The 26,629-nt window shown below is 41.0% G+C and carries 21 protein-coding genes and 1 pseudogene; 10 read left to right on the plus strand and 12 right to left on the minus strand.

Translation table 11 applies throughout. The annotated features are described in order from the left end of the window. Positions 1 to 3: 3 nt before the first annotated feature. Positions 4 to 1,551: a Ppx/GppA phosphatase family protein gene (locus tag G631_RS0101970; RefSeq protein WP_026488014.1), complete on the minus strand. Its 1,548-nt coding sequence runs from the start codon at positions 1,549 to 1,551 to the stop codon at positions 4 to 6. A gap of 73 nt (positions 1,552 to 1,624) precedes the next feature. After that, positions 1,625 to 2,752 (minus strand): prephenate dehydratase, encoded by a 1,128-nt coding sequence (gene pheA, locus G631_RS0101975; RefSeq protein WP_026488015.1) that lies wholly within the window; start codon positions 2,750 to 2,752, stop codon positions 1,625 to 1,627. Positions 2,753 to 2,913: 161 nt separating this feature from the next. Here pheA and G631_RS0101980 point away from each other — a divergent pair, with 161 nt between their 5' ends. From G631_RS0101980 to G631_RS0101990, 3 genes are all read left to right on the plus strand, one after another. Next, a complete protein-coding gene (locus G631_RS0101980; RefSeq protein ID WP_026488016.1) occupies positions 2,914 to 3,918 on the plus strand; it encodes a DUF5050 domain-containing protein in 1,005 nt (334 codons plus the stop codon). A gap of 85 nt (positions 3,919 to 4,003) precedes the next feature. After that, complete coding sequence (pyrB, locus tag G631_RS0101985; RefSeq protein WP_035789213.1) at positions 4,004 to 4,951, plus strand: aspartate carbamoyltransferase; 948 nt, start codon at positions 4,004 to 4,006, stop codon at positions 4,949 to 4,951. A 64-nt stretch (positions 4,952 to 5,015) separates the two neighbouring features. After that, positions 5,016 to 5,459, plus strand: a complete 444-nt coding sequence (locus tag G631_RS0101990; RefSeq protein ID WP_026488018.1) for an aspartate carbamoyltransferase regulatory subunit — start codon at positions 5,016 to 5,018, stop codon at positions 5,457 to 5,459. A 225-nt stretch (positions 5,460 to 5,684) separates the two neighbouring features. On the opposite strand, the gene G631_RS0101995 is transcribed toward G631_RS0101990, so the two are convergent. Together G631_RS0101995 and G631_RS17680 are read right to left on the minus strand one after the other, a co-directional pair. Beyond that, a complete protein-coding gene (locus tag G631_RS0101995; protein ID WP_051196721.1) occupies positions 5,685 to 6,242 on the minus strand; it encodes a CAP domain-containing protein in 558 nt (185 codons plus the stop codon). A gap of 169 nt (positions 6,243 to 6,411) precedes the next feature. Beyond that, entirely contained in the window at positions 6,412 to 7,188 is a 777-nt protein-coding gene (locus G631_RS17680) for a class B sortase (RefSeq protein WP_051196723.1), read from the minus strand. Positions 7,189 to 7,334: 146 nt separating this feature from the next. On the opposite strand from G631_RS17680, the gene G631_RS20555 reads away from it, so the two are divergent. Together G631_RS20555 and G631_RS0102010 are read left to right on the plus strand one after the other, a co-directional pair. Next, on the plus strand, positions 7,335 to 8,357 hold the full coding sequence (locus tag G631_RS20555; RefSeq protein WP_242829045.1) for a CPBP family intramembrane glutamic endopeptidase: 1,023 nt from the start codon (positions 7,335 to 7,337) through the stop codon (positions 8,355 to 8,357). Next, positions 8,338 to 9,690 (plus strand): DNA polymerase Y family protein, encoded by a 1,353-nt coding sequence (locus G631_RS0102010; protein ID WP_051196725.1) that lies wholly within the window; start codon positions 8,338 to 8,340, stop codon positions 9,688 to 9,690. Before G631_RS20555 ends, G631_RS0102010 begins: the two co-directional genes overlap by 20 nt. A gap of 37 nt (positions 9,691 to 9,727) precedes the next feature. Here the strand turns inward: G631_RS0102010 and G631_RS0102015 are convergent, their stop codons facing one another. The 3 genes from G631_RS0102015 to G631_RS0102025 are packed head-to-tail and all read right to left on the minus strand — an operon-like array spanning position 9,728 to position 14,073. Then, a complete protein-coding gene (locus G631_RS0102015; protein WP_026488021.1) occupies positions 9,728 to 12,199 on the minus strand; it encodes an adenosine deaminase in 2,472 nt (823 codons plus the stop codon). 21 nt (positions 12,200 to 12,220) lie between these two features. After that, complete coding sequence (locus G631_RS17690; protein WP_051196726.1) at positions 12,221 to 13,156, minus strand: RluA family pseudouridine synthase; 936 nt, start codon at positions 13,154 to 13,156, stop codon at positions 12,221 to 12,223. Further along, the gene (locus tag G631_RS0102025) at positions 13,156 to 14,073 is read right to left on the minus strand and encodes a hypothetical protein (RefSeq protein ID WP_026488022.1); all 918 of its coding nucleotides are present in this window, start codon (positions 14,071 to 14,073) and stop codon (positions 13,156 to 13,158) included. The genes G631_RS17690 and G631_RS0102025 overlap by 1 nt, the downstream gene beginning before the upstream one ends. A gap of 279 nt (positions 14,074 to 14,352) precedes the next feature. Between G631_RS0102025 and G631_RS19825 the strand changes: the two genes are divergently transcribed. Further along, positions 14,353 to 15,639, plus strand: coding sequence for an endo-1,4-beta-xylanase (locus tag G631_RS19825; protein ID WP_026488023.1), 1,287 nt, complete (start codon positions 14,353 to 14,355; stop codon positions 15,637 to 15,639). Positions 15,640 to 15,687: 48 nt separating this feature from the next. On the opposite strand, the pseudogene G631_RS20560 reads toward G631_RS19825, so the two are convergent. Beyond that, a pseudogene (locus G631_RS20560) lies at positions 15,688 to 15,783 on the minus strand (methyl-accepting chemotaxis protein); the annotation flags it as partial. 146 nt (positions 15,784 to 15,929) lie between these two features. Between G631_RS20560 and G631_RS0102035 the strand changes: the two are divergent. The 4 genes from G631_RS0102035 to G631_RS0102050 all read left to right on the plus strand — a co-directional run bounded on the left by G631_RS0102035 (position 15,930) and on the right by G631_RS0102050 (position 21,666). After that, on the plus strand, positions 15,930 to 17,861 hold the full coding sequence (locus G631_RS0102035) for an EAL domain-containing protein (RefSeq protein WP_026488024.1): 1,932 nt from the start codon (positions 15,930 to 15,932) through the stop codon (positions 17,859 to 17,861). 116 nt (positions 17,862 to 17,977) lie between these two features. Next, a complete protein-coding gene (locus G631_RS0102040) occupies positions 17,978 to 19,282 on the plus strand; it encodes a GGDEF domain-containing protein (RefSeq protein ID WP_196803798.1) in 1,305 nt (434 codons plus the stop codon). Positions 19,283 to 19,341: 59 nt separating this feature from the next. Further along, a complete protein-coding gene (locus G631_RS0102045; RefSeq protein ID WP_026488026.1) occupies positions 19,342 to 20,211 on the plus strand; it encodes a sensor domain-containing diguanylate cyclase in 870 nt (289 codons plus the stop codon). 288 nt (positions 20,212 to 20,499) lie between these two features. After that, on the plus strand, positions 20,500 to 21,666 hold the full coding sequence (locus G631_RS0102050; RefSeq protein WP_026488027.1) for a hypothetical protein: 1,167 nt from the start codon (positions 20,500 to 20,502) through the stop codon (positions 21,664 to 21,666). 89 nt (positions 21,667 to 21,755) lie between these two features. On the opposite strand, the gene G631_RS0102055 is transcribed toward G631_RS0102050, so the two are convergent. From G631_RS0102055 to glpK, 4 genes are all read right to left on the minus strand, one after another. Further along, a complete protein-coding gene (locus G631_RS0102055) occupies positions 21,756 to 22,121 on the minus strand; it encodes a DUF1667 domain-containing protein (protein WP_026488028.1) in 366 nt (121 codons plus the stop codon). A 152-nt stretch (positions 22,122 to 22,273) separates the two neighbouring features. Then, positions 22,274 to 23,539 carry an NAD(P)/FAD-dependent oxidoreductase gene (locus G631_RS0102060; protein WP_026488029.1) on the minus strand — a complete coding sequence of 422 codons (1,266 nt, stop codon included), beginning with the start codon at positions 23,537 to 23,539 and terminating at the stop codon, positions 22,274 to 22,276. A gap of 5 nt (positions 23,540 to 23,544) precedes the next feature. Further along, positions 23,545 to 24,984 (minus strand): NAD(P)/FAD-dependent oxidoreductase, encoded by a 1,440-nt coding sequence (locus G631_RS0102065; protein WP_026488030.1) that lies wholly within the window; start codon positions 24,982 to 24,984, stop codon positions 23,545 to 23,547. Positions 24,985 to 25,055: 71 nt separating this feature from the next. Next, positions 25,056 to 26,558: a glycerol kinase GlpK gene (gene glpK / locus G631_RS0102070; protein ID WP_026488031.1), complete on the minus strand. Its 1,503-nt coding sequence runs from the start codon at positions 26,556 to 26,558 to the stop codon at positions 25,056 to 25,058. Between the last annotated feature and the right edge of the window lie 71 nt (positions 26,559 to 26,629).

Raw genomic sequence — 26,629 nt, forward strand, 5'->3', positions numbered from 1 at the left:
TTCTTATAGCATTTTCTTTTGCCTGATAACTGGCCTTATGCCAAATACTTCCTCGAAAAAGGCCGCTCTGTTATTAAAAAGCCCCTTTTCAAGAGTAATGTCTGCCTTGGTATCAACAGTGATAATAAGCTCGTCATCCTCAAGCTTTACCTTGACATCCTTAAATTTCTGCTTGTGAGTTCTGTCAAGTCCATTAGCAGCTCTAAGTATCGCTGTCAGCTTGGCAACTCTCAGATAATCTTCTCTCGAGATTCCTTCCATATAGCGGCTAGGTGAACCAAAATACTCGAATTCTTCATGATTGTATCTGACAATATTGGCAACCATCAGTCTTTCCAAATGGGAAAGCCCTATGATCTCCGTAGACATTATGATGTTATAAGAACAATCCCCCAGGTATACTACGCTTATATACTTGCCACAATCATGAAGGATAGTTGCAATCTGCAAAAGAAGTCTGTCTCTTTTTCCAAGTCCATGAAGCTCTTTAGTATTATCAAAGATTGTAAGGGCAATCTTTTGAAGGGTTTCTCTTCTGGACTTACTGCCCATGAATCTCTTGGAAATGTTCTGGGCACAAGCCACAATGTCCTGCTCAAAGTCATGGGGCGATCTTATAAAATTCTTACGCTCTGCGTATTCGTAAGCAATACCATCACAGAGTGTGATACCAGGAGCCCAGATATTAGAAGCATTTGTGGCATCGAGAATACACTTTATAAGCACTCCGGATACATACAAAAGAGGTACATTGTCCTCTGGAATGTTCAGCTTTTTTGCTACAACAATATCACTTACCTGATTGGCCTGAGATAGGAACCCTAAGTATTCCTGAGTTGTTATATAGCCATCGCCTTTACCCTCCTTGCTAAATCTCTGCACAAGAGGAGAAACATAGTCATCTATAACTATTATGTTGTCTATTGAGTTGTCCTTCAGGTATAGTTTGGAAAAAACAGATAGCTGAGAATTTACAAGCTCTGACACAAGTTCCATGTACTTAAGCCTCGGAGCATGAACAAGTTCCATGGTGGTATGGATCCTGAGCACGCCAGTCTTTAAGTTCTGAGTTGCAACAAGGGTGTCTTTTTCGAAAAGAGATATCTGAATGCTACCACCGCCAATGTCGACTATGGCTGTAGGCTTAGCAATGATTTCTTTAAAGAAGCCGTGTTTAAGGGCTATGGATTTATAATCGAGGAATCTCTGCTCTGAATTACTAAGTATGTCAATTCTGATGCCGGTTCTCTGCTGAATAAGGTCGCGAACAACCTCAATGTCCCTGGTCTCTCTGACAGCACTAGTACCATAGGCCTGATAGTGAGTCACGCCATAGCTCTTCATGATCTGTCTGAAATCCAGAAGGATTCTTATCATTTCTTCTACATGTCTGTGTGAGATCCTGCCGGTAGCATAGGTCTCACTACCAAGATCCATTCGGTGCCTAACATAGTCAAGCTCTCTGACGCCATTTTTATGGGAAAGCTCAAAAACTTTCAGCGCCATTTCATAGGATCCCACGTCAATTGCAGCAAAAACCTCTCCTGTCATATTTGCCCCTCAATGAATAAATATACTCCGGTAATTAATTGATGTATTTCGTGCCGATATTTTAGTCGTGTGTTTAGTAGTTTCCGAGGATTTTGAGCATTTTGGCTTCCTCGCGCAGACCACGGAGTGCATTCTTAACTGCACTGTCAGCAAGGTTGCCCTCGAAATCTATAAAGAAGCGGTATTCCCAGTCCTTATCCTCGATTGGACGGGATTCAATCTTGGTCATATTAAGGTTATTGTATATAAAATGAGACATCATGTGGTAAAGACTACCGGCCTCGTGTGGAATTTCCATGCAGATGCTGACCTTATGAGCATCCTTAAGAAATACCTTGCGATTAGTAACAATAATAAAGCGGGTAGAATTAGAATCCGCCTGATTTATTCCCTCTTCCAGTATTTCAAGTCCATAGACCTTTGCTGCAAGAGCACTGGCAATTGCAGCCTGTGATTTATCTTTATCCTGGGCAACCTTTCTGGCCGCGAAGGCATTGTTCTTCATACTGATCTGCTCAAACTCACTGTGCTCAGACAAAAATCTGGCGCTCTGCATAAGGGACTGCGGGTGAGAATAAACTCTTTTTATGTCAGAGAGCTTAGTCCCCGGAACGCCCAAAAGACAGTGTCTGATAGGAATGATCTCCTCACCTATAATGTAATGTTCATACTCTGTCAGAAGGTCATATATTTCACTAACTACGCCAGCAGTTGAATTTTCGATTGGAAGAACAGCATAATCTGCGCTTCCATCCTCAAGTACAGCCATGGCATCCCTGAAAGTGTCTACATGGAAGCTGTTTACCTCATCTCCAAAATATTTCTTCATGGCAGCTTCTGAGTATGAGCCCTCAGCACCCTGATAGCACACTCTTGAACTTGCCTTATCTATTGAATCAATCTGGATAAAAGGGAGATTTCCTGCAGCTCCGGCACTTGCAAGTTTCTGATACTGTAGTTTACGGCTCATTGACATAAGATGGGAAAAGAGCTCCTCCACGCCCGTCTTATTGAATTCAGAACTAGCCAGTTCTTTTACTGCCTTAAGCTTCTGATCCTCTCTCTCTTTATCAAAAACCTTCTTGCCTGTTGAAATCTTGTAGTCCGCAACCTGTGAAGCTATATCCATCCTCTTTTCAAACAGCTCCACTATCTGCTTGTCTACTTTATCTATCTCTACTCTAAGTTCACTTAAATCCATTTTCGCTGCCCCTGTATATTATTAGCCTCTTTATGTCGATATATATGTAAAGACTCTAAGTTAAGTTTATGATAAAAACCGCTTGATAGCAATAAGTGCAAGCAATATAATAATTTTGAGACCACTATATTTTGTAGTTTCGTTTTTTATGGAGGCATATTATGAGCAGAAAGGCAATGTTTGGGTTTGCTACAGCCGCAATAATTGCTATTGGTTTATTTGTGCTTTATATTTTCAGCAAGCAAATCCCACGAGATCCTGCAGATGTAGGTAATCTTGCTGGAAACCTTCACAACAAGGGACTTTTCTTTGAAATGGATGGAAAGGTCTACTTTTCTAACCCCTACGATCACGATTGTCTTTATTCCATGAATCCTGATGAATCACATCCAAAGAGACTTACAAGTATGCGCGCCCAGTATATAAGTGGCGCTCACGGATTTCTATATTTTTACATGGATTCAACTAAAAAGTCCGATAAGGTATCAGGTCTTGGTTCTGTTTCCAACCAATATGGTATCTATAGATGTAAAATTGACGGAAGTGATCAGGAGTGCCTTCTTAGAGATTTCTGCGGCGAAGTGCAGCTATGCGGCGAGTACCTTTATTACCAGACTAAGCTTAATGGCGGTGCTCTTAACAAAATAAGGGTTGATAAAAAAGAAAAACAGCAGGTAGTTCCCGAAATGATCTCGCCTGTTTGCTACGATAGAGGTACTATCTATTACACTGGAGTTTCCCAGGATCATTACATTCACGCCATGAATACCCAGGCTGGAGATACCACCAGGGACGTTTTGTACGGGCATCTCTTTTTCCCTGTAGTTATGGGAAATTACATCTACTATATGAACGGAGATGCAGGCTACAGCCTGTGGCGCGCCAACATGTATGATGGAACTACAGAAGTTGTTATAAATGAGCGTCTTGATAACTACACCATGGATAACAACTATATTTACTACACATATTCAAATGGGCTTGATTCTCAGCTCAGACGCTGCACACTTGATGGGGAAAATAAGACAATTCTTTTTGAGGGAGTTACCAATTGCCTTAATGTTACTTCACACTTCTTGTATTTTAAGGTTTACGGAAACGACGATGTGATGTATCATATGCCATTGGATGGTAGCAATCAAATTTCAGTTCTGACATTTGATTAAACATGTAGAATTGCGAAAATGACGTTAGTCTTGGAGCAATTCGTATATCATAAAAAATATTTAATGAGGAGAAGGTATGAACAATTTGCGACACATGATGAACCCTCTCGACTTCTCGGTAGAGGAGCTTGAGGCCCTATTCGATGTGGCTAATGACATCGAAAAAAACATGGGGGAATATTCCCACAAATGTGATGGCAAGATTTTAGCCACATGTTTTTATGAACCCAGTACCAGAACAAGACTTTCCTTTGAAACTGCAATGCTTCGCCTAGGTGGTAAGACACTTGGTTTTGCAGATGCCGGATCGTCTTCAGCAGCAAAAGGCGAAAGCGTAGCCGATACAATACGTGTTATTTCCTGTTTCGCAGATATATGTGCCATGCGTCACCCCAAGGAAGGTGCTCCAATGGTTGCAGCTGCTAATTCTCTTATTCCTGTTATCAATGCTGGCGATGGCGGACATCAGCACCCCACTCAGACTCTTACAGATCTTTTAACCATCAGATCCCTATATGGTAAACTTGGTGATTTTACTATCGGCCTTTGCGGCGATCTTAAATTCGGACGTACTGTCCACTCTCTTATTAATGCTCTTACCAGATACACTGGTATTCATTTTATTTTCATTTCCCCTAAGGAGCTTAAGGTTCCTGATTATATAACTGAAATGCTTGATTCTAAGGGAATTACCTATGAAGAGGTAATAAAGCTTGAAGACGTAATGCCAAGACTTGACTTTTTGTACATGACAAGAGTACAGAAGGAACGTTTCTTCAACGAGGAAGACTATATCAGATTGAAGAATTTCTATATTCTTGATAAAGCCAAGATGGAGCTGGCAAAAGAGAAAATGTTCATCCTCCACCCACTTCCAAGAGTTAATGAAATTTCTGTCGAGATTGATAATGACCCAAGAGCAGCCTACTTCAAGCAGGTTCAGTACGGTTTATACGTAAGAATGGCTCTGATACTGACACTCCTTAATATGACAGATGCACATATGAATGAGGGACTACTCAGGCAGTTCTGATATCTGAGATTATAATTTCAGCTAATAATCATTTATTCATAAAGATATTTGAAAGGAAAAACACATGTTAAACATAGGAAAAATCGAAGAAGGCTTCGTTCTTGATCATATCCAGGCCGGAAAGAGCATGCACATATACAGACACCTTGGCTTAGATAAGCTTGACTCAACAGTTGCCATTATTAAAAATGCCAAGAGCAAGGCTATGGGCAAAAAAGATATCCTTAAAATCGAATGTGATATCAACTCCCTTGACCTTGATGTTCTTGCCTTTATCGATCACAACATCACAGTTAACGTAATAAAAGATGGCGAGATCATCGAGAAGAGATCTCTTGTACTTCCAAAAGAGATCACAGGAGTGATCAAGTGTCACAACCCTCGTTGCATCTCTTCTATCGAGCAGGAACTTCCTCAGATCTTCTATCTTGCCGATGAGAAAAAAGAAATCTATCGCTGCAAATACTGCGATGAAAAATACAGTAATGGGGATTCAGCTGTTCACTGAATAACAGGAGTTCGGATATTAAGAAAGCCAAAAATAAGGCACATCGCTATGCATCCAGGCATAGATATTAAGCAACGGAATGCTCCATGCTTTGCATTCTCGCATTCCTAAACACCATTCGGAATCTGCACTATCGTGCGACTTCCTCATGGTGTTTGTTCGTCAAAATAAAAAAGACACAGCACACCTTGCAAGCAAAGTGCTGTGTCTTTTATTTTGACTCGCTTAATATCCGAACTCCTGTGCCCAGTACCATGATCCATCAGATGTCTGGCAAATGGCGATACCAACTGTCTTGTAACCAGCATCCATAATGTTTGCTGCATGAGTTGGTGAATTCATCCAAGCAGCATATACGCTATCAGCTGACTGATAGAGCTTGGCAAGATTCTCACCATACTGAACAGTACTATCAACAGTCCAGAAATCTGAGTTATTTGGTCTTGTGTGAGAGAACTTAGTTGTAATCTCACTTGCACGAACCTGCGCTGCATTTGTAAGAGCAGTGCTCCAGGTAAGTTCTGCAAGACCTCTTGCTACTCTTTCCTGATTCATAAGGTTAAACACAGCCTGACATGCATCTGTTGCTGCCTGACTTGAAGCTGCACGACCTGCAAGGGCAATGGCTTCATCATCGATATAGATTTCTCCAACACCTTCATCAAGTCCTCTTACGGCAGCCTGATCATCAATGCTCTGTGTACCAACAGAACCACAAGCTATAAAGGTGAATGCCATAACCGCTGCAATACTAACTGCAAACACTCTTTTTAACTTTCTCATAATCGTTTCTCCTACACACTTTTAAATAGTGGACAGAATGCTCCACTCACGTTTTTTTCTTAACTTAATCCTACATGAATGAATATCCCAATTCAATAAAAGAAAGATAATATTTTGACTGTTTTGAGTATATATTTCAGTTTATATCAGCCTAAAATGAAATTATTATTCACCACTCCCAGGCGCCTGTTTTATAGGTATGTACAACAAATCTTTTTCCGCTTCCAGACTGGCCACTGCAGGTTGAAAGTGTAAGAAGACTCGGGTACTGGCTAAAGTCTGCATCGGAAGGTCTTGGATAAGCAGATGAATACTGGATAAAATCCAAAAGTTCATTGTAAGATTCTGTAGTCTCCACTACTTTATAGGCATCACTACCTACTCGAGTAATATAATAGCCAAAGACTCTGTACTGAAAAATGTAATCCTTGGTGTAGATATAAACATATGGATCCTTTTCAAGAAGCTCCTCATTACCGCTTGCATAGAGCTTTTTTAGGCTTCCAAACATAGAACCGTTTCGCATATTGTGGCCAAAGATTATATCGTGCATCCCTCTAAATTCAGGATCACTTAAAACATCCTCAAAAAGACATCCCGCCTTATTTACCTGCCCATCAAAGGTAAGATGAAGGTACTGGTCAACCTCATTTTCTTTTACCACAGGATAACTAATATCAAGGCAGGGAAAATAGAGCCATGCAACCACATCAGGATTGATTTCTTCTAGTTTGTCAAAATCAACTCTGATAAGAGGATACTCAACAACTGAGGATTCCTCCTGAGATGGCCATGTAATAGCAGAAGATTCAATTGTTTCATACTCATTGTCAGCCACAGCATACTCTTTCTGGTCATCGTAGATTCTGTAGCCCTCATAGGCAATAACTCCTATACAGATCAGTATTGCTATTATGCGCAATACTTTAAACACCTTGCTCTTCATAATATCCCCCTCATGTGTCATTTTGGGCAACTATACATATATAATATACGAATTGCTCCATGACTATGTCATAAATTAATATTATCACTTCATTACTCATGATGTATACTAAACATGTATGAAATTTAGATTAAAAGGGAGATAACATGAACGAGAATATGAATCAACAGGGCCAGCCAGTTCAGGGGCAGCCCGGCCAATACTATCAACAGGGGCAGCCTTATGGCCAAATGTACAATATGGCGCCACCACAGCCACCTAAAAAGAGCTTTTTTAGCAGGTTCCACACAGACAAGTTCCACTGGACAGATCAGTTTCTGTTAGTTGGTCTGATTTCAATCGTACTACTTATATGCGGTGAACTTGTTGGAGAGCTTTTAACCTACGGATTATTTTCTGCAAATTTAGCTGATGACCCTACAGGATTTTTCAATATTACTGTAATGTACTTTAACTTCATAGGAATTTGGATTGTACTGTGCCTCTACATGGCAATTGTTCCCAAGAACCGCCCTATCCTAAAGGCCATTGGCACCGCTCCAAAAGGCAACAACGTTCTCTTTTTGGTAATAGGTCTTTTGATTGGTTTTGGAACCAATATGATCTGCGCAATTGGAGCTATGCTTCACAAGGACATCAGTATTACTTTTGATTCACTACCTATCTTTGAGCTTTTGGTTTTATTTATAGCAGTATTTGTGCAGTCCTCCGCAGAGGAACTCCTATGCCGAGGCTTTATATACCAGAAGCTTAGAAAAGGCTACAAGAACCCTTGGGTTGCCATTATCCTTAATGCAGTATTTTTTGGTGCTCTTCATCTTGGAAATCCGGGAGTAGGTTTCCTTGCCATTCTTGATATTGTAGTTACTGGTATTTTCTTTTCACTTATGGTTTACTACACCGACAGTATCTGGTGCGCTATGGCAGCTCACGCAGCCTGGAATTACACTCAGAACATAATCCTGGGACTTCCTAACAGCGGAATTGTTTCACCTTTTTCAATTTTCAAGCTTGATGCTGCTTCAGCAACCGGCTCTTTTGCCTACAACGTAGACTTTGGTCTTGAAGGCACAATACTTGCGGTATCTGTTCAGGTTGCCGGATGTATAGTAATGTTCCTTCTCTTCCACAACAAACACGAAAAAGACTATGAACCATGGAATAACTAATTACGACAATTACAAAACAATCATATTTCACATCGACGTTAATTCTGCGTTTCTATCCTGGTCCGCAGTTAAAAAACTAAGGGATGAGCCTGGCAGTATCGACCTGCGCACTGTTCCTTCCGCCGTAGGAGGCGATGTAAAGAGTCGCCACGGTATCATAACTGCCAAATCAATACCAGCCAAAAAATATGGAATAGTTACTGGAGAGCCTGTTGTAAAGGCTCTCCAGAAATGTCCTAATCTCATTCTGGTACAGGGTGATTTTACAACCTACAGAATGTATTCCCACGCATTTATAGAAATAATAAAGAGATACTCTCCTAAACTTCAGCAGGTTTCAATTGATGAAGCTTATCTTGATATGTCTGGGGAAAAAGAACTATTTAAAGATTCTGAATCCGAAGACTTCCCATGGCCTCTGAACGTAGCCCGGCTCATAAGAGATGAGATCAGAAACACTCTCGGCTTTACAGTCAATGTGGGAATCTCTTCCAATAAGCTCCTTGCAAAAATGGCCAGCGATTTCAAAAAGCCGGATTTGACCCACACTCTTTTCCCTCATGAAATACAAGAAAAGATGTGGCCTCTTCCTATCGGCGATCTCTACGGATGCGGTAAATCAACCGCTTCAAGACTTACATCTCTTGGCATAAAGACAATTGGAGATGCAGCAAATAGCGACTATGAGTTTCTATGCTCCATCCTGGGCGAAAACGCCGCAGGCTATATCTACAATAGTTCAAATGGCTATGGCAGTACTAAGGTGCATGATGAATACGAAGATGCCAAGAGCTATTCTAATGAAACTACTCTTAAATCCGACCTTACAGCAGATTCCTACGATAAAGAAATAGAGCCCATTCTAAAGTATCTATCAGGCAAGGTTTCAGGAAGGCTTAAAAGAGATGGCGTCTACGGCTGCACCATCACAGTAAGCGTAAAAACTGGCAATTTTAAACGTCACTCAGCTCAGATGAAAATTGATTCCTCGACTGATGACGACGCAGTAATTTACAAATGTGCCAAAATATTATCTGATAAGCTCCTCCTTGGTGATGAAGGTCTTTTTATAAAAGGAGAAGTCATCCGCCTTGTGGGCGTTGGAGTAAGTAAGCTCGATGACGGTTCCTACAGACAGCTCAATCTCTTTGATGTACTGGCAGAAATTCCACATTCAGGAACTCCAGGAGCTACAGGCTCTAAAAGCGCTATAGACAAAGAGCCAGACTTTGATAAAAAATTCCAGCGCCAGAAAAAGTTAGACCAAATGGCCAAAGAAATAGATACCCGCTACGGAAAAGGAACCATAATAAAAGGAAGTACCCTAAAGTGATGTTCATCATCAGGGATACTTCCTTTTTCTTTTTCTTTTATATTCTGTTGGAGGCAGCAATCGTCTCTTTTATCAGCTTCTTGATAAGTGAGACAAGTCCATTTTCCTCATCAAAAAGATATACATAACCCTGTAGGGACTGAGCCTTTTGCCTTAAGTTCTTGCAATGGCTCCATACCCAGATTGCTGACTGTCCCTTGCCATTCTTGGCTTCCTGGATCAGATTGGCTGCTGCACTGTTTCCGTCAAAGGCAACCACTGCAGATGGTCTTCTTTCAAATATCTCATAGTTAAAGCTCTTATAGATTCCCATGCCCTCAGCTTCCGTAGAAACCCTGATAAAGACACCTGCCTTCCTTAGCTTGTCTATCTCTTTTTCTGTCAAAAGAGCTGGCACAACCGCATATATCCTAAATCCCTTGTTGTTATGCTCTATCAGGTATTTCTCATATCCAGATAGCTTATGGCCAATTACAAAGCAGACTTCTTCCGGGTTCAAAAAGTCCATAAGTTCATCAAGCTGTCTGGCAGCATCTTCTCTTACTCGCGTTGCTCTGTTCTCAGTATTAAAGCTGCCTCCTAAAAGTACAACAGGAAATCTATCCCAAGTGATCTCCTGGACGATATCTTTTAGCTCAGTGTTAGCATCAAGCTTTCCAGCCTTACTCTTAGCTCCTCCGGAAATCTTGACAGCATGCATTTTATCAAGAAGAACATCCTCAAAATCCTTGTTCTTAACAAGTCTTGCGAAGGCTTCCTTCTTGTCAGAGTAGGCCTGTCTGCTCTTTTCAATAATATAGCTTTCTGCTTCCTTCATTAGAGAAAGCTCTTCCTGTGACAATCCAAGAAGCTTTTCAAGAGAAAGCTGCTCATCTATTGAAGAAGTGCCATAAAGCGCAGCCCCATCTGTTCCCTGAACGCACTTTATTCCCTGTCTTAAGTACTCCTTAAGAGGATGCTTATCAAGTGAATTGAGGTTATTAAGGCGTACATTACTGGTTATCTGGAATTCCAGGACCACATTGTTTTCTTTTAGCTCTTTTAAAACTGTTCTTCCCTTCTTGGATTTAAGAGAATAGGTATAAAGGCCATGACCCAGGCGAATCCTTGGCATTTGCTGGCCTTTTACAAGGCTGTCCCTGACACACTGTATACTGTGGGCTATGTTGTCCTTTAGACTGTCATTTTCTCCTGCGTGGATACGAATTACAAAGGTAGGATCCTTTTGACATATCTTGGCTATTTCCTTAAACACTGGCTTAAGAGTTATTATGTCATTTATCTCTTCTCCAACAAAGTCGCAGCCAGCAACATAAGGATCAAGGGATGTTGCCTTTAAAACTTCAAGGTTCTGCTCCAGATAATCTGCAGGTGTTACCGCATCCTTAATGATAGTAAGGGGAATCCTACGCATTGCAGCAAGGAATCTTATCATAACCCCGGTTTCCCTGTAGATTCTAGGCATAACCTCGTGAACCTGCCGGAGCATCTCTATGGATTCATACTTTTTAACAAGGGTTGTATCACTTATTTCCGCATACTCAACGCCCTGCTTTTTATAGCCTCTTGCAATCCAAAGAAGCTTATCCTGGAAAATAGTATTGTTGCAATAGTCGGGATTCTCTTTATCTTTTAGCATCTGCAAAAGAGCTGCTCTTACGTCTGCATCCGGTATCTGGGATACATTTGATAAAAAGATCCTCTCCTCGCTCTCTTTGCCCTTGCAAAAGACATATCTGTAGAGGTAAACCTTCTCAAGATTAGTAAATACCGCCTGTCCATCTCTTATGATTCCAAGAGAGCCGCGGATCTTGACTATATTCATCTCGGCATTATCAAGATTGTGGAGAATAAGATCAGCAAAATTTATAAAGGTGTTGTCGTTTATTTTTCTATCAAGGTACTTGCCCTTTAGCTGTGAAGTCACAAACTGCCTTGCAACCTTCTCTCTCTGGGCATTTACCTTTATCCATTGCTCCGCAGTCAGCTGAAGATCAAGCTTTTTAACATAGTATAAAGGGTATCTGATCTGATGGTAGATACCAAGGGCGATCAGTATGTCCGCAGGCAGATTTCCGTTCATATGAGTATGAAGATCTGCTCTGAATTTGAGCTGTTTGGGAATATAGGTGGTAAAAAGAGTCTTGGACATATCCAGCTTATAATTCTTGGTCTGACTCATCAAGGTCTTGGCAATAGCTGGAACCTGAGCCTTTTGGAGGATTCGGCCATCAGGATAGATGGTCGCAATCTCAACATTTCCAAGTTTAAAAAGATATACCTCTTCTCCAAGAGCTCCCACATAGCAAGGAATTTCGCCCTTTATGATAAACTTCCCATCTTCATCCTGAGACAAGGGAAGTTTGCAGGTCTTAGCCAGGTTCCTTATTAGGTTTCCTGATGTGTGGTTAGGAGTTTTCAGGATGTAATATAACCTGTCTAAATCCTTGTAGAGATTGATAACTATATCTTTTTCATTGTCCAAAAAGAAAAAAGTAAAATATGTCATAGGCTTCCTCTTCTTGTGCTATCACAAAAGCTGCTGCATATCCCTGGGCAGCTTTGCTGTAATCTTTATTCTCTCTTTAGTGATTGGCTGGTCAAACTCTATATATCCTGCATGGAGGGCGGCTCTTTCAAGGCCGTGGCTATTTGCTATCTCTTTGCCATAGAAGTTATCGCCAAGAAGCGGGTGCCCAAGATATGCCATGTGAACCCTTATCTGATGGGTTCTGCCAGTATCAAGATGAAGCCTTACAAGGGCATAATCTTCAAACTGCTTCTCAACCACGTAGTGGGTTATGGCTTCCTTGCCCTCAGGGTGAACTTCGCGGATCATACGCTCATCAGGGCGCCTTCTGATAGGCTCGTTTATAGTGCCCATTTCATTTTCAAACACCCCGCTGCACAGAGCCAGGTATTCCTTGCGCCTTGACATATTCTCTTTTTGTTTAGACAAAAGAGCTGCACTATGGCGGTTCTTGGCAAAAATCACAAGTCCCGATGTCTCCCTGTCCAGTCGTCCTACCGTGCGGATCACGTGGTTCTGTCCCGTTTCCTCATAGTATCCGGCAAGGTAATTGCTAAGAGAGTCCTTGTAATGGGCATAGGATGGATGAACTACCATATCCCCTACTTTGTTAATGATTATAAGATCCTCATCCTCATAAACAATATCAAGCTCTCCCCTGGCAGGAACAATATCGCCTGCATTGTCATTATCCTCGTAAATTCTGACAATAAGCGTATCTCCGGAAGTGAGCTCATCTATAAGACGTACAGGTTCACTCTTTTCCTGACATTCATCAGCCTTTCTGATGCACATGACTCCATCAGAAAACAGCTTACACCTTGTCATCTCACGGCTTGAGAGTTCCATATTATCACGCATGATCTCTCCTGCGGTGATAGTCTTATTATCGTCATTTATGTACTTGTATCTGAGTTCTCTGTAGCTGTTATCCATTAAAGCTCTGATTCCCTACCACTAATACCAAAACGACCAACTGCGACAAAGAAAAACGCAGTTGCAATAGCTGTAAATGCAGCTGTAGAAGCATTAAGGACATATGTTAAATTAGCATAAGCTGCTAGCTCGCTAGTCCCCATAAATCTGCCAATTATTATTGTGCTAATTGTTCCAGACGCACTTCCTATATAGCTAATAAAAATAGTTATAAGGGTATAACATATTCCCAGACCTTTTCTGTTTGTGGCAGTATTCTTTTGACATGAAATGTAAAAAGAAATATAAACTGCCAGAGTGATGATTGGGAAAAAGATTTGAATCGGAAACATCCTTACATCTAATATCTCTGGCGGCATTCCCATACGAGTTCCTATGGCGTTCTGATTTAGAATAACGAAGCCAGCTACTCCTATAACCATTACTTGAAAAATAAGAGCAAGCAGCCCTGGTACCTTTATATCCCTGTCAGAGCCAAGTCGCCCACAAGCTATGAGAAAAAGCGGGTTAGCAATATTAGTTATAAAAGTTACCGGAAAGCTTATCATATTGGATACTGCAGCTTTTGCCGCTATAAACGCTGCACCTTTACTGGCAAAATACTTATTAGTAAGTAGATTAAGTGGAATATCAATACAGGAAATTGCAACTGCAAAAATAATCAGCAAAGTAGCCATAAGTCTCTTGTTTTTAATATTTCCGGTAATGACTGCCACAAACAGTATTCCGTATATTACAAGTTTTAATGTCACAAGCCAAAAAGAAACTGGAATGATCCTGGCCTCCATATCTTTTGTTCCAAATAATGCACTTCCCCAAGTGCCCTGGTGCTGAATGATATACACTGATACATACACCAGAATAGTCTGAAGAATAAAGGCTGCAATTGCTGGTCCTTTAACACGGTTGTCTTTCATTTTTTTCCTCTTTAATACTTTCATTTTTAATTATATACGTTATTGCGCATATAGGCATAGCTAAAGCGCCAGAATAAAGTATTAACTTTTTGTAACCAAAAATCAAGTGTTGTAATTAAGCGTACTAATCGCTTCTATTTCGTCCGCAAAATAAGGCTAAATACTAGCAACAAGTAGTTGGTAGAGATAAGAATTATTTCATATTATGGTTATGAAGTAATACCTGATATTTTCCTTAATATCAGGTCATATCTATAGCTGAAAGGAATGTATGAAAAAATGAAAAAGAAAAATATACTGTCGGCCCTTCTTTTGGCTGCTATGATCACGGGATGTGTGGGGAACATTCCTGCAGCAGAAAAAGGGGCTGCAACTGATGTTTCTCTGGATAATTCCAGCCTTGAAATATCAGCAGAACAAGCTAGTAGTGCTTATGATGCTAGTTCAACACTCACATCAGTAGAGGAACCTATCGAAACAGCTTTTGTAGATGATGTAGCTCTTAAGGATCTTTGTCAGGATTACTTCGTTCTTGGAGTAGGCATCAATGGAAGTGATCTTTTTAACCAGTGCCTTAATATTCCGCAGTACATGGAGCTTTCCAAAAAGCACTTTGGAAGTGTGACCATGACCAACCTTATGAAGAGCTGCTATATTCTGGACCAGGCAGGATCCCAGGCTAATCTTTCAAGTGGAAACGCTGAGCCAGCTTTATCTTTTGACACAATCGATCCAACTCTTAAATGGTGCCAGGAAAATGGCATGAAAATGCGTGGTCACACCCTTGTATGGCACACTCAGGCCCCTGGATGGTTCTTTAGAGAAGGTTATACAGATGACGGGGAATATGTAGACAAGGACACAATGCTTGCCAGAATGGAAAGCTACATAAAGCAGCTCCTTACACATGTTCAGACTGAATATCCTGGAGTTATCTATTGCTGGGACGTTGTAAATGAGGCTGTTGAACCTGAAAGTGCTGATCCAGACAGCTTTTTCAAATGCCGCACCACCTGCGGCCAGGATCCAAACCCATGGTATGACACCATTGGACCTGACTACGTAGAAATGGCTTTTACTTATGCTAGAAAATATGCCGATGAGGATGTGCTTCTCTTCTACAACGACTACAACACCTATCAGGAGCCCAAGACAGAAGGCATCTATGCTCTCTGCAGTTACCTCAAGGAAAAAGGCCTTATTGATGGTATCGGAATGCAGGGCTACTGGGGAATTGACTATCCTTCTATAGACATGATCAAGAAAGCTATGACAAAGTTTGCCGAGCTTGATCTTCAGATTCACGTAACTGAGCTTTCAATTGGCGTAGACAAGGAAACAGATGCTGAGTTTGAGAAGCAGGCCAAGGCTTACGGCGATGTATTCCAGATGTTCCATGATATGGACCTTGAAGGCGGCGGACCTGCTAATATCACAAACGTAACTGTATTTGGCCTTGTTGATCACTACCGCGAGGGCGATCAGACAAATACACGTATCTTCAACAAAGACTACGAGCCCAAGCCAGCATTTATCAAGATCAGAGAAGTCATGGAAAACTACTGACCTTCAATACTTTTCACCTTCATAGTAGGCAAGGCCTGATGCTATGACTATTTCACTTGCTACAACTGCAAATCCTTTACCTGCCTCACCTGCTCTTGCAGCCTCAATTGAAGCATTAAGAGACAGAAGATTTGTCTGTGAAGAAAATGTAGTCGTTTATAAAGCTTTTTGTTGAGTCACAGCGCAATCCAAGTTACAATTAATATGTAACGGTATTTCAACAATAATGATTGCGGGTGTATTATCATCACAGATTCAATCCCCTTGCCCTGCACACAGGATACAATGATATGTTCAATTGGATCAGCCCTTTTAACTACGACTTTGCCATAGCGTCAATACCTATACAGATAATACTTCTATTATTCTATGGCTTTAGAAGAAATCTTCCTATAAGGCAGAGCGGTTTTTTCTGGATTGCCATGAGTTCAAACCTTATCATGACAATTTCTGATATCATTTCCTGCGAAATGAATGAAGTGTGGATGATTTTCCCTCTGTGGGTAATGTATGCAATTAATCATGCATATTTCCTTGGTTTTATCATCAGAGGATGGTCTCTGTTTATGTATACAGCAGAGTCTACCCATTGTTATAGAAAATCCGATCATATCTTTAAGATTATCGTCAGCCTGCCTGCATTTATTTCCGTTCTTCTTATCGTTTCAACTCCATGGACATCTGCTATTTACACCATTGCAGAGGATGGATATCACAACTGCTCTCTTTATAAAACAATCTATTTCAGCACGTATTTTTATATCATCGCATCCCTGTTTCTTGTTGTCAGATTCTGGAAACAGCTTTCAAGGCGCATGAAAGCGGGACTTCTTTCTTTTAACCTGCTCCTGTTATTCGGAATAATCATAAGAAAGCAGTTCTACCACATGCTCGTCACAAGTTATTTCAGCATCCTTACTATATTGATCATCTTCCTTACATCTGAAAACCCCGATCTATATAGGGACAATCGTACATCATTATTAAATAAGAACGCACTTAACAGGATTGGTAAAGAATTATGGGAAAGAAAGATCCCGTTCAGTCTCATTACAATATCCATCAACAACTATGAGGCTTCCAAGGTTGTCTACGGAATCAATCAAATTAATGATGAACTGAAGATCATTGCAGAGTGGCTCGTACAAAATTACCGCAATAATTACCTGTTTTATATAAGAAACGGCGTATTCATTGTCCTGATAAAAGGTCATCTGGAAAAAGACCCGTCTTTGGTAATAAACGAATGGATAGAAAAATATGAACTCCTTAGAAAAAGCTGCGACGACATTGTCCCTATTCAAGCTTCAATGATGTTCTTATCCGAGTCTCTGATCAGCGAACATGCTCTGCTGGTGTCTGACCTGGCAAGATATGCTATAAATAGTTCATTTGAGGAAAACCGCAAAGGTAACTACTACTTCTCGGACAAAATGATAGAAGGCGTCAAAAAACACAAAGCAATAGAGAAAGCAATCAAACTTGCCATGTCAGAGAAGAGGTTTGAAGTATATTTTCAGCCCATCTATTCTAATGCAGACGGAAAAGTCATGGGTGCAGAAGCCCTTGCAAGGCTTAATGATCCTGAAATCGGCTTCATTTCTCCTCTTGATTTCATTCAGATTGCTGAAAAGAATGGTGATATCATAGAAATAGGCAAACAGATCTTTGAAAAAGTCTGCATGTTCCTAGAAAACGTAGACGTCAAACAACTTGGCATCGAGTTCATAAATGTCAACCTGTCCCCAATACAATGCATGAGCATCAACCTTCCTGGTGACTTGGAAGAAATAGCAAAAAAACACAACGTCCCAATGGATATGTTCGACTTTGAGATCACAGAGTCACTTATAGATGACTATGACATGATACAGGCTACAATTGCCAGCTTAAGAGCCATGGGTGCAGAACTGTCTCTTGATGACTTCGGAACAGGTGCAGCTAATCTTACAAGCCTTATAAATCTGCCAATTCACGTAGTAAAAGTTGATATGTCCTTTGTAAGGTCATATTTCGCAGGAAAAGCAGGTTTCTTACCTGATCTGATAAGCCTTTTCAAACACTCGAAGATGGAGATTGTTGTAGAAGGAATAGAAACTCTGGAGATGAAAGACAAAATGGCAGAACTGGGCTGTGACTATGAGCAGGGATATTATTTCTCAAAGCCAATACCACCTGCTGAATTTATCGCTTATATGGAGGCACAGGCGGGGCAGGTATGAACAATAAAAAAATGAAAAATTCCTTACAAAAATCACTTATCCGCATCAGTGTAATCATTGTTATATTCATATCTATTTCCGTGGGCACTTTGTGCTTTGATATTTACAGGAGGGATATGATAAACAGATATCAGAACTACGCCGGTGATGCCATCAACTTTCTGAGCAGCTGCATAGATGTTGATGACCTTGAACAGTGTATGCGTACCGGTGTCAAATCAGACAAGTACAATGAGCTGCAGACTCTGGCCAATGATTTCAAGGAAACCCATGACCTGTTTTTTATATATATAATTGAGCCGTTAAGGGCAGATCCTCCGGACAACATGATGGATGTCCTTGCTGCATATACTTTATATGAAAAGACATATGAAGCAGATGAACTTACCGATCTCGGAAACTATACCGGAGATGCTTATCCAAGGGATGTCGCCCTTGAGTACCTTAAGCGCATGGACACGGATACAACTGTCACTTATTTTAGAAATGATACTGACTTTGGGAAAATATATACCGCAATCCGTCCTCTGATAAATTCAAAAGGAGAGCCTGTTGCTGTAATCTGTGGGGATATCCTTATTGATGATATATATAAAGCAGCCTATACATATGCACTTGCGACATTCATAGTTGCACTTATAGCAGGTCTGCTTCTTGTTTTAGCTCTCAACAGATGGTATAACAAGCGGATAGTCAGGCCTATAGGGAACCTTGAAAATGCAACCGGCAAAATTGAAGACAAGTGCCGAAGGCGTGCTCCTGTATCAGAACTAGTTATGGACGAAATTGACATACATACTCATGATGAGATCGAATCCCTGTCTGGCTCCATCATTTCTATGGTGGAGGACATCAGAACTTATGCCTCTGATCTGATTGACAAAGATAAAAAAATAAGCGACATGCAGGATAAGAACTCCCAGCTGGAAGCCCTTGCAAACCGTGATTCTCTGACCGGAATACGAAATAAGACTGCATACGACAATGAAATCAAAAGTCTTGAATGGAATCTTAAGATTGGAAAGACTGAATTTGGAATCGGAGTCGTTGACCTTAATTACCTAAAGATCATCAATGATACTTATGGTCACGAAAAAGGTAATGAAGCCATCAAGAACATTTGTCATATAGTCTGCGTTATATTTGCCCACTCTCCTGTCTTCAGGGTAGGCGGTGACGAATTTGCCATAATCCTAAAGGGTCAGGACCTTGAAAATATTGATTCTCTAATAGATAAGTTCAACCAAGAGCTCTCGGACCTGGCAAACAACAAAGATCTATCTCCCTGGGAGGCAGTTTCAGCTGCGATTGGTTATGCCACGTATGACAGTGATAAAGATGCAGGTGCAATAAACGTCTTTAAGCGTGCAGATAACAACATGTATGAAAACAAAAAGAGAATGCATGCCGAAAGAACATAAAAAATAGCGGCCAATCATTTTTTATAGATTGTGCCCCATTTTAAGGAGAAACTGAACATATGAGTGCCATTACTGACAAAACCTTACTTGAAAATTTTCTTAATCTGATTCCTGCCGGTGTTTTCTGGAAAGACAAAGACAGACGTTTTCTTGGTGCAAACCAGATGTTCCTTGATTACTATGGACTTGAATCCGTCTCGGAGCTTATAGGCAATACTGATGAGGATATGGGCTGGCACATAGACCCGGAGCCTTTTAAAAGAGATGAACTCAGGGTAATAAGCAACGGCGATTCCATTAAGAATGTCTTAGGCCAATGTATAGTACAGGGAAAGATCAGAAAAATCAGAGCTTCCAAGTCTCCTCTTTATGACAAAGGGGAAATTATCGGCCTTGTCGGATACTTTATAGATATAACCGATGAAGTTGAGGAAAGACAGCGGCTTTCATATCTTTCACAGACAGATGACCTTACCGGTATTTTTAACCGCAGAGCATACAATGATGTTGTTCTTCAATACGAGGAACAGTATAAGACCAACAAGACAGATTTTGTTTTATATATGATCGATCTTGATGATTTTAAAAAGATTAATGATGAATTTGGTCATGAATACGGTAACATGGCTATCATTGCCGTATCCAAAGCTCTTTCCATGGCTGCAGCAGAAAACTGTGTGCTGTTCAGATATGGTGGGGATGAGTTCGTTGTCCTTCATCAGCTCCAGTCTGCCGATGAAATCGAAGTGATTGAAAAGAAACTCTTAAAAGCCATAGACACTCCTAGGAAAATCGATGATGCTAAAATTGTAACCAAAGCGTCCATTGGGCATGCGACCTATTCAGAAACAAACTCTTTATTATCTTTGATAGAGCTTGCCGATAAACGAATGTATGAAATGAAAAAAGAGCATAAAGTGAAAAGATAAAACCCCTGCCCCATATCTGCGTTCTTATCTACTTTCTTATCTGCTTTCTACTGTCTTTTATCAAGTATCTGTCACTTATTATAATATTATCTTTTCCTCAAATAAAAGCTGTTCTGTAACAAAATAGTTTGTATATTGAAAAATAAGAAAATAGATGTAAATTCACCACAAAAGGCTTTATATTTCTTTATGTAACATTTTATATATGTTTAATTGTTTAAAGTTACCCCTGGGAGTAGAATACACCTTGCAACGTCAACATCACAATTTATGAGGTGTAAAACAAAAATGAAAAAGAATATGATTGCTGCAGTTGTTTCAATTATTACAACTATGATATTTGGAGTTACAGCCTACGCTCAGGATTATGAAATAACACTTGAAAATAATGCCTGGTCTGAGCAAAAAGTAACAATAGGTTTAGGTGAACAGTTCCAAATTCCAGACCCGACTGTCGAAGAAGGCTTTAATGTAATTAAACGCTCAGATATTGAACAAGCGCTAACAACAGAAACAGCGCAAGAAACCGCAACTCCAACAGCTATAGATAATGTTTCTTTTTCACAAGGAAGCAATAATGATTATACTCTGGAAGGTCATTCAGGTTATGGCGGTAACTATACAGATTTTCATAATGCAAACTATACAATAAGTAGCGATGGCTTATTTAAAGATAATTCTTCTGTTCCTGAAGATGTTCCATTTAATTACACCACATATATACAGGTTAATTACGGAATACAGTTAAGCAACGGAAATCATATTACAGTAAAAAACAGTAGCTGGAGCAACAGATATTACATAATTACTGTTACAAATGGTTTGACACCACCACCTAAATCAAGTCCTGCTCCTGAAACAAACGAGGAAGCTCAGATAATATATGTTCCAGATGAAGCAACTGCACTCCAGATTGCTGAAGAATTATTCCAAAAGCAATATGAAGAACAACAGCAAAGCTATCAGGCCAATTCAACTATAGCAACAGCTGATGGCACAGTTCTTAAGTCAACTGTTTCTGGATCATTTGCCGCTAAGTCCTTTGCTGGAACAGCCATCACTACTCCTACAGCTCAAATTGCACAGAATCTTGGTGTAGCAGACGCTGAGCAAATATCAGTTACTACTTGGGATGTCACTCCAAAGAGCAGTCCTCTTGCATATAATAGTCTTGCAACTGCTGCTAATGATATAAAAGGTGACCTTGGCCCTATAGTTCAGGTTAACATTGGCCAGAAGGGCGTACACGAAACTCTTTCTAATACAACTGGAACTGTTGATATGACTGTAGGAATTCCTGCTTCATTCTATGATCCAAACGCGACTTACGCTATGATCCATGTTGTGAATGGTGGCGCTACAGAAATATTAAAAGATATGGACGACAACCCTGCTACTGTTTCATTCCCTGTATCTGCAGGTAATGGTGCTTATGCACTTGTTAAGCTCAATTAAATAGCTGTAAAAAAGCTGCGAACAGCCTTCATCTAAGGCCATTCGCAGCTTATTTATTGAAGATTATAAACTTAAAACTACAACCCAATTCATGCAGATTCTACGTTTCTCGTAGCGATCACATCTACGCCTGTTCCTGCTACATCCTTAATAAGGACATCTCCAATATGAGCAGGTGCTGCAACGCAGGCAGCATCGATATCTTTCATAACTTCAAAAATCTTGCTCTTTGGAATATCACTTGCAGTCTTGCAGGATACGCGCTCTTTATCTCCGCCAGTGATCTTTACAGTACTTGTCACAATCCTGGTGGGATTAACAACTTCTTTTCTTGCATATATATCGCCCTTAGGGCAAGTATTGCCGCTAACCTCAGTAACTTCGCCATTTTCCATGCTAACTGTCAGCATGCATCCCATAGGACATCCAATACACGTAAGCTCTCTCTTCTCCATCTCAAACTCCTTTTTGTAGTACATCTAAAAATATCTTCATCGCAAGCGCCTATGCACGCTGGAACCTGAGCTTTGTGCTCATCATAGTGCCCAGCTTTGCAGGAACAAAAATATATATTCGTCGATTCCATAGTCTAAGCGTCCTGCATACATCACTCGCTCTCAATCTTCACGGTAATCTTCTTGATTGGCTTTTCCTGAAGCTGGCTCTTACGAAGGATGATCTGCTCCATCTCGCCAGGAGCAAGAATTCTCTTTTGATTGTGCATCACTCTCTCGTCATCAAAGTACACACTTACAAAAGAATTCTTGTAGACATCACCAACTCTAAATCTAACAGTTAAAAGATCATCCATCCTGTCTACATTTATTGAACTTGGCACAGTATATCTGGCTCCATCAGTTGCTGTAACTTCAATAACTGAAGTACCCTCAGCATCCTTACAGCCTTCATTTATATACTTGACTGCATTTTGGCCGGCTCTCTTTGCTTCCTCAGAGACATAGTCAACAAGATCATGAACATGAAGAACATTGCCGCAGGCAAATACGCCAGGAATGTTGGTTTCAAGTGATTCATTAACAATAGGTCCTGATGTTATTGGGCTCATCTTAACTCCTGCTGCTCTTGAAAGCTCGTTTTCAGGGATAAGACCACAGGATAAAAGAAGTGTATCGCAGGTATATCTTTCTTCTGTACCTGGAATTGGCTTCCTGTCAGGGCCAACCTCAGCAATAGTTACTGCGGTCACATGCTCTTTTCCCTCAATATCAACTACTGTGTGGGAGAGTTTAAGAGGAATTCCATAGTCATCAAGACACTGAACAATGTTTCTCTTAAGGCCGCCAGAATAAGGCATAAGCTCTGCCACAACCTTGACCTTGGCTCCCTCCAGAGTCATTCTGCGGGCCATGATAAGTCCTATATCACCTGAACCCAGGATAACTACTTCTCTTCCAGGCATATAGCCTTCAATATTTACAAGTCTCTGGGCAGTACCAGCTGAGAAAATTCCAGCAGGTCTGTAACCAGGAATGTTCAGGGCTCCTCTTGGCCTTTCTCTGCAGCCCATAGCAAGGATAACTGCCTTTGCAGGAATCTGGAACATTCCATCTTCTCTGTTCATTGCAGTTACTGTCTTATCTTCTGCAATATCCATTACCATAGTATTTAATTTATATTCGATTCCAAGATCATAAACCTGCTTTATAAATCTATAGGCATATTCAGGACCTGTAAGTTCCTCCTTAAAGGTGTGAAGACCAAAGCCGTTGTGAATACACTGATTTAGAATTCCGCCAAGTTCGTGATCTCTTTCAAGGATGAGGATACTGTCGTTACCAGCCTCCTTGGCTGCCACAGCAGCTGCAAGGCCTGCAGGACCACCACCAACTATTACAATATCGTATGTCTTCATGATCCTTATACCTCCCCTTTAGTTCTTTCTATAACAATATTGGACCTGCCACCTGACTTGGTGATTTCTTCATAGGAAAGCCCCAGCTCTCTGTTAAGGATTTCCATGGTCCTGGGTGAGCAAAAGCCTGCCTGGCATCTACCCATTCCGGCCCTTGTTCTGCGCTTGACTCCGTCAAGACTTCTTGCCCCAAGCGGTCTGTGAATAGCATCAAGGATTTCGCCTTCTGTTATAGATTCGCATCTGCAAACTATAGTTCCATAGGCAGGATTCTTTTTGATAAGCTCATTCATCTCTTCTACTGAGAGTCCTTCTGTTCTGGTGATACCCTTTCTGGTGCCGATCCAGTTATCCTTGGGGATAAGGCTCATCTTCTCTTTGAGCATATCTGCCACCATCTGGCCAATTGCAGGAGAAGCAGAAAGACCTGGTGACTCGATTCCAGCTACATCGATAAAGCAAGGTGCATCCTTAACCTCCTCGATGACAAACTCATGCCTTTCAAGATGAGCACGAAGTCCGGCAAAGGAAGTAATTACATTTCTCATTGGAAGGTTCCTTACATTTTCAGAAGCCTTGGCTGTTAGCTCATTTATACCAGCTGCTGTTGTTGCTGTTCCCTCTTTGTTCTCAATATCGATAGCTGTTGGTCCAACAAGAAGGTTACCATGTACAGTTGGTGTGACTAATACTCCCTTACCAAACTTAGTAGGCTGAGGGAAAATAGTGTGTGACACATAATTTCCAACCTGTTTGTCAAGGAGGCAGTAGTCACCTCTTCTCTCGATTATGTGCATCTTATCTGCACTAACCATGTTGTGGATCTCATCAGCATGGACACCTGCAGCATTTACAACATATCTAGAAGCATACTCGCCATTATTAGTCCTGATGTGCCAAAGGCCATCCTCGCCCTTTTTGATGTCTTCAACTTTCGTATTAAATCTAAACTCAACGCCATTTACATTGGCATTTTCTGCCATGGCTATAGTAAGCTCAAATGGGCAGATGATACCACCAGTTGGTGCGTATAATGCTCCTTCCACGTTTTCTGAAAGGTTAGGCTCCATCTCAAGAGCCTCTTCTCTAGACAGGATTTTAAGGCCCTTAACACCGTTTTTAACGCCTCTGTCATAGAGAGTCTTGAGACCATCAAGCTCCTCTTTGTGAATGCAGACAACCATAGAGCCATTTCTTTTAAATGGAATATCAAGATCTCTGGACAGATCATCCATCATCTCGTTGCCCTTTACATTAAGTTTAGCCATAAGTGAGCCTTCATCCGCATCAAAGCCTGCATGAACAATGGCTGAATTGGCCTTACTTGTTCCCTCGCAGACATCCTCGCATTTTTCAAGGACACATACGCTTGCGTCATACCTTGAAAGCTCTCTTGCAATAGCACAGCCGGACACGCCGGCCCCAATTACAATAACGTCTACCATAATACTCTCCTCTTTTTTTGTTTCTGTAACCCAAATATATTTAATCTGTCAAAAGATATTTCTCAATAGCTTCAGATTTCCTTGGCCCAGCCTCTGGTGGAAGCAACAGCCTGTTGCCATCCCTTTAGCTCTTTTTCTCTCTTCTCAGGAGCCATCTGTGAATTAAACTTCCTGTCTACTGACCAGTTCTTGATTACATCTTCCTTGGTCTTGTAACAGCCAACAGCAAGTCCCGCAAGGTAGGCCGCACCCATAGCGGTAGTCTCAACGCAGCTTGGTCTTACAACCTCAGTATCAATGATGTCTGACTGGAACTGCATCAGGAAATTGTTCTTGGATGCCCCTCCGTCAACACGAAGTGAAGTCAGCTTCTTGCCTGTATCAAGCTCCATAGCATGGAGAACATCTGCAGTCTGGAAGGCCAGTGACTCTACAGTTGCTCGGATTATGTGATACTTGTTGACGCCTCTTGTAAGGCCAACAATGGCTCCTCGGGCATATGGATCCCAGTAGGGAGCGCCAAGGCCTGTAAATGCAGGCACTACATAGCACCCATTTGTATCCTCAACCTGAGTTGCAAAATATTCTGAGTCCGGAGCTGAATCTATAGCCCTTAGTTCGTCTCTAAGCCACTGTATAGCAGCTCCTGCAACATATACTGAACCTTCAATTGCGTAGGTTACCTTATCTCCAATTCCCCAGGCAATTGTAGTCAAAAGGTCATTGCTTGAAAAAACAGGCTTATCTCCAGTATTCATCAGCATGAAGCAACCAGTGCCATAAGTATTCTTGGCATCGCCTTCATTAAAGCAGGTCTGGCCAAAAAGAGCAGCCTGCTGATCTCCTGCAGCTCCTGCAATCTTGACAGGGCCTCCAAAGAATTCAGGATCAGTCTCGCCATAAATACAGCTGGAAGGCTTAACCTCAGGAAGCATGCTCATAGGAATATCAAGAATCTCGCAAAGTTCCTCATCCCACTTAAGGGTATTTATGTTGAACAAAAGAGTTCTGGATGCATTAGAGTAATCTGTTACATGAACCTTACCCTTTGTTAGCTTGTAGATCAGCCAGGAATCAACTGTTCCAAAGCAAAGCTCACCTTTTTCTGCCCTTTCTCTTGCACCTTCTACATTATCAAGAATCCATCTGATCTTGGTTCCTGAAAAATAAGGATCAAATTTAAGACCTGTCTTTTTCTGGAAAAGCTCTACTATTCCAGGATTAGCCGCCTTCATTTCCTCAGCAAAATCTGATGTTCTACGGCACTGCCAGACTATAGCGTGGGAAATAGGCTGACCCGTCTTTCTATCCCAGACAATAACAGTCTCTCTCTGATTAGTAATGCCAATTGCCGCAATGTCTTCAAACTTAGCATCTATCTTATTCATGGCTTCACGCGCTACAGATAGCTGTGTCTGCCAGATTTCACTTGCGTCATGCTCTACCCAGCCAGGCTGTGGAAAGAACTGCGTAAACTCTTTTTGTGCAATACTACACATATCGCCTTTGGGGTCAAAGAGTATACATCTGTTACTTGTTGTGCCTGAATCAAGAGCCATAATATATTTTGCCATACCCAAAAAACTCCTCTCTATATTGAACAAAAGTACAATCTAATAATAATCTCTGGCAGCCAAAAACTCAA

This window comes from Butyrivibrio sp. XBB1001, assembly GCF_000424505.1.
Lineage (GTDB): Bacteria > Bacillota > Clostridia > Lachnospirales > Lachnospiraceae > Butyrivibrio.